The 9,207-nt window shown below is 66.1% G+C and carries 6 protein-coding genes; all 6 read right to left on the reverse strand.

Features of this window, described 5'->3' with window-relative positions; translation table 11 throughout:
• Position 1: 1 nt before the first annotated feature.
• Positions 2-1,138: a DUF2827 family protein gene (locus tag HWX00_RS14615; RefSeq protein ID WP_034190567.1), complete on the reverse strand. Its 1,137-nt coding sequence runs from the start codon at positions 1,136-1,138 to the stop codon at positions 2-4.
• A 26-nt stretch (positions 1,139-1,164) separates the two neighbouring features.
• Positions 1,165-1,632: a DUF4019 domain-containing protein gene (locus HWX00_RS14620; protein WP_059557481.1), complete on the reverse strand. Its 468-nt coding sequence runs from the start codon at positions 1,630-1,632 to the stop codon at positions 1,165-1,167.
• A gap of 25 nt (positions 1,633-1,657) precedes the next feature.
• Entirely contained in the window at positions 1,658-2,812 is a 1,155-nt protein-coding gene (locus HWX00_RS14625) for a DUF2827 domain-containing protein (protein ID WP_175868119.1), read from the reverse strand.
• Between the two features lie 14 nt (positions 2,813-2,826).
• Positions 2,827-3,972, reverse strand: coding sequence for a DUF2827 domain-containing protein (locus HWX00_RS14630; protein ID WP_034190564.1), 1,146 nt, complete (start codon positions 3,970-3,972; stop codon positions 2,827-2,829).
• A 383-nt stretch (positions 3,973-4,355) separates the two neighbouring features.
• Entirely contained in the window at positions 4,356-5,021 is a 666-nt protein-coding gene (locus tag HWX00_RS14635; protein ID WP_034190563.1) for an OmpA family protein, read from the reverse strand.
• A gap of 124 nt (positions 5,022-5,145) precedes the next feature.
• The coding region (locus tag HWX00_RS14640) for a YadA-like family protein (RefSeq protein WP_175868127.1) at positions 5,146-9,207 on the reverse strand (4,062 nt) is incomplete at its 5' end.

Consider the following 9,207-nt stretch of genomic DNA (forward strand, 5'->3'; position numbering starts at 1 on the left):
GTCAGCCGAGTGCACGGTCGGCGAACAGTTTCCGGATCTGCTCCGAGTACGCGCGGACGTTGTGCTCGGCGAGCGTGTCGACGTGGTGCAGGCAGCGGCGAGCCGCTGCCGCGTAGTCGTCGAGATGCGCGTCGTGCGTCTGTGCGGCGGTCGCGATCGCACGCGCCGCATCGAAGATCTCGAAGTCCGGATAGTAATAGCCGACGTCGCGCAGGAACGGCGAGTTGTGCACGAGCGGGTAGTTGCCGTACAGCGCGTCGTACAGCAGGTAGTTGAGGCCGTTTTCCCAGTGGTGCGACACGACGATGTCGGTGTGATGCGCGGCCCATGCGACGAACGGCGCGCGCACGTCGGCGGTCGCCTTGCCGTCGCGCACCATCTCGAGTCCGAGCGCGAGATGCTTGAAGGCGACGTTTTCCTTCTTGTCGAACGTGTTGGTCATGTACACGTGCTCGACGAGCTCCGGATGCGCGACGTAGCACGCGTTCGCGGCGAGCATCGGCACGATCGCACTCTTCACGACGTTCAGGTTCGGCTCGAAGAACGCGATGCGCTTGGCCGTGCCGTGATTGCGGTAGCCGAAGCGCGCCTTCAGTTCGGGATCGGCGTCGAGGCTGCGCTCGATGAAATACGGCGACCAGATGTGCGGCAGCTCGATCACCGGCGCGCGGTACACGGCCTGGAAATAGGCCGCGCACGTGTGCATGTGCTGCGGGTTGGTCCAGATCTCGTCGAACTGCACGCGGTGCGGGTTCGGCTTCCAGTCGTTCTTCTCGAAGTTGATCGTCTCGACCGCGATCACGTAGTCGTTGCCGAAGCGGTACGACACGCACTTGCCGCCGCGCCGGCGCACGGCGTCCGTGTGCGACGGATCGACGAACGCATTCATCTCGATCAGCAGGTCGGTCTGGTGGACGACGGCCGACAGCGGCCGCAGCGCGTCGCCGAACGCGTCCATCATCAACGCCTGCGGATACTCGGTGATGCCGTTGTCGTGCGCGAGCCAGACTTCGCCGATCAGCGGCGACTGCTTCAGCAGCATGTACAGGTACACGCAGTGCTGGTTCGCGCCGTTGTACCAGATCGACTGCGTCGCGTCGCGCTGCACGTTCATCGTAATCGCGACATTGAGTTTCATCGGGGCGGCTCCGTGGGGCGGGCGGCTTATTGCGCGAAGTTCTGCGACTGGCGCGGCACGTAGCCCGTCAGGTGCCAGCGGCCGTCGTCTTCGAGGCGGAAGCTCAGCTTCTCGTAGACCGTTGCGCCGCTCGTCAGCGTGGTGGTGTAGTCGACGTTCGCGTAGAGGCCATCGGGCGTCGTCGACGCATTCGTGTAGCGGATCCGCGTGACCTGCGCCCAGCCGCGACGGCTGACCGCGCCGACCGACTGGCGCGCATGCTGCATGTCGGCCGCGAACTGGTCCTGCTTGATGCGCGCCTTCACGAACGCGGCGGCGTCGGTCCACACCGCGCCGTACTGGCCGGCGTCGAGCTGCTTGAACACCGCATCCGAGTCGCGGAGCAGCGCGTCGGCGGATTCGCCGGCCGATTGCGCGTGCGCGCCGATCGCGATCGAAGCGGCGGCGCAGCCGATCAGCCATCTGGCGCGGGTAAGAGGCAGGCGTGCGTTCATGTCGGAGTCCGGAAAGGGCGGCGCGTCACGCGTCGCGGTAGAGGGTGGCGATCGCGTCCGTATAGGCCGCGACGTTCTCGGGGTTGTAGATGCTGACCGAGTCGAGCACGTGCTTCGACTGCTCGCGGTACGCGTCGAGATTCGCGTCGTGCTCGGCGAACGCCTGCAGCAGCGCGCGGCCGCCGGCCTGGCAGTCGAAGTCCGGATAGAAATACCCGGCCTTGCCGAGGAACGGCGAGTTGTGGATTAGCGGATAGTCGCCGTACAGCAGCTCGTAGTACAGGTAGTTCTGCGCGTTTTCCCACGTGTGCGACACCACGGCATCGCCGTACGCGGCCATGAACTCATACACTGCGTAACGACTTTCGAACGTCGTGATGCCGTGGTTCACGATGTCGAGGCTCTTCGCGAAGTGGACGAACGTCGTATGTTCCTTCAGGTGGATCGTGTTGCACACGCGCACGAACTCGAGGAAATCGGGCTTCGCGCGATATGCCTCCTCGGTCACCAGCATCGGGATGACGCTCGTCTTCACCATGCAGATGTTCGGCTCGAACATCGTCACGCGCCAGCGCGGCTTGCCGGGCTGATAGCCGAACGACAAACCGGCGCCGAGCGTCGCCCGCGCCTTGTCGAACAGCATCGGATGCCAGATGTGCGGGACGATCGTGACGGGCGCGCGCAGGCCGGTCTGGTAATAATGCAGGCACGAGCGCTCGAACTCGGGAATCGTCCAGACCGCGTCGTACGGCGCGCCCGAGAACAGGAAGCCCGACGGCTTGTTGAACATCGCACGTTCGATGTCGATCACGTAGTCGTTGCCGACCCGCATCGTGACGACCGTGCCGCCGCGGTCGCGGAACGCGCGCAGGTAGTCGGCACCGAACTGCGCGCTCATTTCGATCAGCACGTCGCAGCGTTCCAGCGCTTCGTCCATCGACAGCAGCGGCACGTCCCACTCGCCGAGCATCATTTGCGGATCGGCGACCTGTTCGCCGCCGTTCACCATCACGGCTTGCGCGACGAGCGGCGACTGGCGCAGCAGCAGGATCAGCAGCAGGCAGTTCTGGAAGATGCCGTTTTCCCACAGCGACTGGCCGGCGCCGCGCACGAACAGCGACACGCCGACGACGAGACGCTTGCCCTCGCCGGGCGCTTGACGGGCATTGGAGTCCGACATGCGTATGCTCCGGTTCAGGCGACCAGACGCGAGACGAACGCGTCGAGGTTCGCGGGGTTGTCGATCGAGACCGACTGCAGCAGCCGGCCGGCTTTCGCGCGGTAATCGTCGAGGCGTTCGTCGTGATGCAGCCACGCCTCGAGCAGTGCGCGGCCGCCCGCGGCGGCGTCGAAGTCCGGATAGTAATAGCCGGCGTCGCCGATCAGCGTCGAATTGTGGATCAGCGGATAGCCGCCGTACAGCACGTCGTAATACAGATAGTTCTGTCCGTTTTCCCAGTGGTGCGACACGACCGCATCCGCGTGGCGCGCCATGAAGCCCGGCAGATCGAGTCGCGGTTCGAACGTCGCCTTGTGCTGGCGGACGAGGTCGAGGCTGTTCGCGAAGTGCACGAAGGTCGGATGTTCCTTCATGTGCATCGAGTTGACGACGAACATGTGTTGCACCGCGTCCGGCCGCGCGCGGTAGAACGCGTCGCACGCCAGCATCGGGTAGTGGCAGGACTTGGCGACCGAGATGTTCGGCTCGAGCATCGCGAGGCGCCACGGGCGCTGGCCCGGCCGATAGCCGAACGATGCGCCTTCGCCGGCGAGCACGGCGGCGCGGCGCTCCAGGAAGTATGGGGACCAGATGTGCGGCATCAGGTGGACGGGCGCGCGCAGGATCGTCTGCAGCATTGGCGCCGCGGTCTTGTCGTATTGCGGCAGCAGCCACACTTCGTCGAACGGCGCGCCGTTGAACACGTGTCCCGACGGTTTTCCGAAGATTGGCGTTTCGCACAGGCCCGCATAGACGTGCCCGCAGAAGAACGCGGCGATCTTCTTGCCGAGCGCCTTCATGTGCCTGAGCCATTCGACCGGCAGCTGCGCGCCCATTTCGATCACGACGTCGAGTTCGTGCGTGACGTCGGAGGGCTTCACGAGCGGGATGTCGAGGCCGTCGAGTTCGAGGCCGGCCGGCAGCGCGTTCGCGTCGCCGCCGTTCAGGAAATAGACGGGACCGACGCGATCCGAGCGCTTGAGCATCATCGCGAGGAACGCGATGTTCTGGTGAATGCCGTTTTCCCAGATCGCCTGGCCGTCGCGCGCAAACAGCGAGATGCCGACCGCCGGCCGTTGCTTGCGGGTGCCGCGCGCGGCGGCTTCATTGATGTCCGTCACCGGTTGGTTTCCTCTGCGGCGTCGTGCGTCCGGGCATCGCGTCGAGCGTCTGGCCTGGAAGCGGCGCGCCGTGGGTTGTCATGGTTGGATTCGCGCCGGTGCGCCGCGGCACGCGAATCGGGCGACGTGGTTCGCGAGGGCGGCAGCCGGATTCCGGCGTGTCGTCGGGCACGCCTGGCACGGCGCGCGATTCGGGCAGGCTGCCCCGGCGACTGTCTGCGGCGATTGTGGCATGGAAATCGCCGTTTTTGGCAGGCCGTGACGAACTTTGACATACCCGCCGGCCCACGGGGGCGGGGCGCCGGCGAAGCGGCGCCCGCGTTGCCCGGCGCGGCCCTGGCGGCCTGCCGGACCGGGCCGCCGCACGTGCGGCGGCCGGCTGCTCAGTGCTGCAGCCGGATTTCGACGCGGCGGTTGCTCGCGCGGCCTTCGGGCGTCGCGTTCGACGCGACCGGATCGGCCTTGCCGCGGCCCGACACCGTCATCGAGTCGGCCTTCAGGCCGTGTGCCTTCAGATAGGCGGCGACCGATTCGGCGCGGCGCTTCGACAGCGCGAGGTTGTAGTCGTCGCTGCCCACCGAATCGGTAAAGCCGGTGACCGTCACCTGCGAGTACGTGTGGTCCTTGCGCTCGTTCAGCAGGCGGTCGAGCGATTCGCGCGCCGTCGGTGCGAGCGTTGCGTGGTCGGTGGCGAACAGCGCGTCGCCTGACAGGTTCACCTGTTCGACAACGGCGGCGGTGGCCGGCGTGGCGGCCGAGGCCGCTTCGGCCGGTGCGGCGCCGCACTGGAACACGAGCGTCGCGGGATCGGACTTGTCGCGCAGCGCGCGGGCCGAGTCGACGGCGCGTACCGGCTCTTCGCCGCAGATCTTGCGGGCGGCCTTCATGCAGGTCTGCGGGCCCGACAGCAGGCCGTGGCAGTCCACCTGAAAGGTACGCACGCCGTCGCGCGGCTGCAGTTCGGAGGCGCTGAAGGTCGGGCCGGATGCGGTCGAGCATGCGGCCAGGGCCGTTGCGGAGAGCGCGAGCGCAAGAGCGAGTTTGTTCACGGTTACATCCTCAATGCTTGGGTTGACTGAAGCCTGCCACGGGTTGCGCGGCGGGTTCGTCTGGCCGTCGGGGCTGCCACGGGCCGTCCGGCTGGCGAGCCGGACGGCCGCGTGGCGCGACGCGTTACTTCCACTGATAGAGCATGCCGGCGCCGATCACCTTCTGACCGCCGCTGAAGCCGCCGTTGATCGACGCCTTCAGGTTCTCCGTGATGCGCGCCTGCATGTTGACCGCCATCGCCTTCTGGCCGAGGAAGGTCGACGTGCCCACGCCCATCCCGAAGTTGGCGTCGCGATCAAGCTGCGGGATCGACGCCATCGCGCCGACGGCCGCGATACCCTGCTTCGCCATCTGGTCGGTCTGCTGCAGTTGCGAACCCAGCGAGTTGATCTGCGCCTGCTGGCCCGACAGTGCCGTCGACAGCGTCGTTTGCACCTGCGTCAACTGGTTCACGTTCACCGCGTCGGTGCCTTGCGTACCCGGCGCGACGTTCGTGATCTGGCGCTGCTGCTGGTCGTTGCCGACCGACACCACGTTCGAGCGACCGCCGTCGTTCGAATTCGCGCCGATCGCCACCGAGTTCGAGCCGGCGGTGACGGTCGGGACGTCGGTGCCCTTGCCGTTCATGTCGGCCGCGACGCCGTTGTTGTTGTTGGCGCGGGTCGTGTTGTTGTTGATCGACGTCGACAGCGAGTTCAGCGTGTTGTTGATGTTCGTCACGCCGGTCGACAGCGAGGCCACGTTGCTGTTCGTCGTGCTCAGGCCGGTGGACAGCGAACCGATGCCCGTCGAGGTCGACGTCGACAGCGAGTTGACGTTGCTGTTCGTCGTGCTGAGGCCCGTCGACAGCGAGTTGATCGCGGTCGAGGTCGACGTGGACAGCGATGCCACGTTGCTGTTCGTCGTGCTCAGGCCGGTCGACAGCGAGTTGATGCCGGTCGACAGCGACGCGACGTTCGACGCGGTGGACGTCGACAGCGTGTTGATCGCGTTGTTCGTCGCGTTCAGCTGGCTGCCGTTGATCGCGTCCGTGCTCGTGGCCGAGATCCGGCCGGCGGCGACGTTCGTGATCTGGCGTTCCGCGCCCGGTGCACCGACGCTGACCACGCCGACCGGCGAGCTGCCCGCGAAGAAGTACTGGACGCCGCCGATCGTGGCGCTCGACGTGCCGACGGCCGCGGCCGTGACCGAGTTGGCGCCGAGTGCGATCGAGTTCGCGACGTTCGCCTGGGCGTTCGTGCCGAAGGCGAGCGCATCGGCGGCCGTGGCCTTGGCGGCCGAGCCGTAGGCCTGGGCGCCGGTGGCGCTGGCCGTGGCCTGGTTGCCCAGCGCGATCGTGTTGTCCGCGGTGGCCTGGTTCGAGCTGCCGAGGGCGAGCGCGCTGGCGCCGGTTGCGGTGTTCTGGTTGCCGAGGGACACCGCGCCGTCGCCGGTCGCCGTGTTGTTCGCACCCATCGCCACCGCGCCGGTACCCGTCGCCACGTTCGGATCGCCGATCGCGACCGCGCCGTCGCCGGACGCGGTGTTGCCGGAGCCGATCGACACGGCCTTGCCGCCCGTTGCCGATGCGTTTTGGCCGATCGCGACCGAGCCTGCGGTCTGCGCGTTCGAGCCGTCGCCGACGGCCACGCTGCTGGCGCCCGCCGCGCTGGCGTTCACGCCGGCGGCGAGGGCGTTGGTGCCGGTTGCGCCCGTGTTGTCGTAGTTGGCTTGCTGCGTGCCGTTGTCGTTGACGCTGTAGTAGTGCGTCTTCGCTGCGTTGATCGCGGTCGACGTCGAGGTCGACAGCGACGACACCGAGCTGTTCGTGCTGCTCAGGCCGGTGGACAGCGAGCCGATGCCGGTCGACGTCGACGTGGACAGCGACAGGATCGTGCTGTTCGTGCTGCTCAGGCCAGTGGACAGCGAGTTGAGGCCGGTCGAGGTCGAGGTCGACAGGGACGTGATCGAGCTGTTTGCCGACGAAAGGCCGGTCGAGGTCGAGGTCGACAGCGAGGTGATCGAGCTGTTCGCCGAGGACAGGCCCGTCGACGTGGAAGTCGACAGCGACGACACCGAGCTGTTCGTGCTGCTCAGGCCGGTGGACAGCGAGTTGATGCCGGTCGAGGTCGAGGTCGACAGCGAGGTGATCGAGCTGTTTGCCGAGGACAGGCCCGTCGACGTGGAAGTCGACAGCGACGACACCGAGCTGTTCGTGCTGCTCAGGCCGGTGGACAGCGAACTGATACCGGTCGAGGTCGAGGTCGACAACGACGTGATCGAGCTGTTTGCCGACGAGAGGCCAGTCGAGGTCGAAGTCGACAGCGAATCGATCGAGCTATTTGCCGAGGACAGGCCGGTCGAGGTCGAGGTCGACAACGAATCGATCGAGCTGTTGGCCGACGACAAGCCCGTCGAGGTCGATGTGGACAGCGACGTGATCGAGCTGTTCGCCGACGAGAGGCCCGTCGAGGTCGACGTGGACAGCGACGTGATCGAGCTGTTCGCGGACGACAGACCCGTCGAGGTCGAGGTCGACAGGGACGTGATCGAGCTGTTTGCCGACGAGAGGCCGGTCGAGGTCGAGGTCGACAGCGAATCGATCGAGCTATTTGCCGAGGACAGGCCGGTCGAGGTCGATGTGGACAACGACGTGATCGAGCTGTTCGCCGACGACAAGCCGGTCGAGGTCGAGGTCGACAGCGAATCGATCGAGCTATTTGCCGAGGACAGGCCGGTCGAGGTCGATGTGGACAACGACGTGATCGAGCTGTTCGCCGACGACAAGCCGGTCGAAGTCGAGGTCGACAACGACGTGATCGAGCTGTTTGCCGACGAGAGGCCAGTCGAGGTCGAAGTCGACAGCGAATCGATCGAGCTATTCGCCGAGGACAGACCCGTCGAGGTCGAAGTCGACAGGGACGTGATCGAGCTGTTTGCCGACGAGAGGCCGGTCGAGGTCGAGGTCGACAGCGACGTGATCGAGCTGTTCGCCGACGAGAGGCCCGTCGAGGTCGACGTGGACAGCGACGTGATCGAGCTGTTCGCGGACGACAGACCCGTCGAGGTCGAGGTCGACAGGGACGTGATCGAGCTGTTCGCCGACGAGAGGCCCGTCGAGGTCGACGTGGACAGCGACGTGATCGAGCTGTTCGCGGACGAGAGGCCCGTTGAGGTCGAAGTCGACAGCGAATCGATCGAGCTGTTGGCCGACGACAGACCCGTCGAGGTCGACGTGGACAGCGAAGTGATCGAGCTGTTGGCCGACGACAGACCCGTCGAGGTCGACGTGGACAGCGACGTGATCGAGCTGTTCGCCGACGAGAGGCCAGTCGAGGTCGAAGTCGACAGCGAGGTGATCGAGCTGTTAGCCGACGACAGGCCGGTCGAGGTCGAGGTCGACAGCGACGTGATCGAGCTGTTCGCCGACGAGAGACCGGTCGAGGTCGAGGTCGACAACGAATCGATCGAACTGTTGGCCGACGACAAGCCGGTCGAGGTCGACGTGGACAGCGACGTGATCGAGCTATTCGCGGACGAGAGGCCCGTTGAGGTCGAAGTCGACAGCGAATCGATCGAGCTGTTGGCCGACGACAGACCCGTCGAGGTCGACGTGGACAGCGAAGTGATCGAGCTGTTGGCCGACGACAGACCCGTCGAGGTCGACGTGGACAGCGACGTGATCGAGCTATTCGCGGACGAGAGGCCCGTCGAGGTCGACGTGGACAGCGAAGTGATCGAGCTGTTCGCCGACGAGAGGCCAGTCGAGGTCGAAGTCGACAGCGAGGTGATCGAGCTGTTAGCCGACGACAGGCCGGTCGAGGTCGAAGTCGACAGCGAATCGATCGAGCTGTTAGCCGACGAGAGGCCGGTCGACGTCGACGTGGACAGGGACGTGATCGAGCTGTTAGCCGACGAGAGGCCGGTCGAGGTCGAGGTCGACAGCGACGTGATCGAGCTGTTCGCCGACGACAGGCCGGTCGAGGTCGAGGTGGACAGCGAAGTGATCGAGCTGTTCGCCGAGGACAGGCCCGTCGAGGTCGACGTCGACAGCGAAGTGATCGAGCTATTTGCCGACGACAGGCCGGTCGAGGTCGACGTGGACAGCGAGGTGATCGAGCTGTTCGCCGAGGACAGGCCGGTCGAGGTCGAGGTGGACAGCGACGTGATCGAGCTATTCGCCGAGGACAGGCCGGTCGAGGTCGA

It is taken from the genome of Burkholderia seminalis DSM 23518, assembly GCF_902832885.1.
GTDB classification, from domain to species: domain Bacteria; phylum Pseudomonadota; class Gammaproteobacteria; order Burkholderiales; family Burkholderiaceae; genus Burkholderia; species Burkholderia seminalis.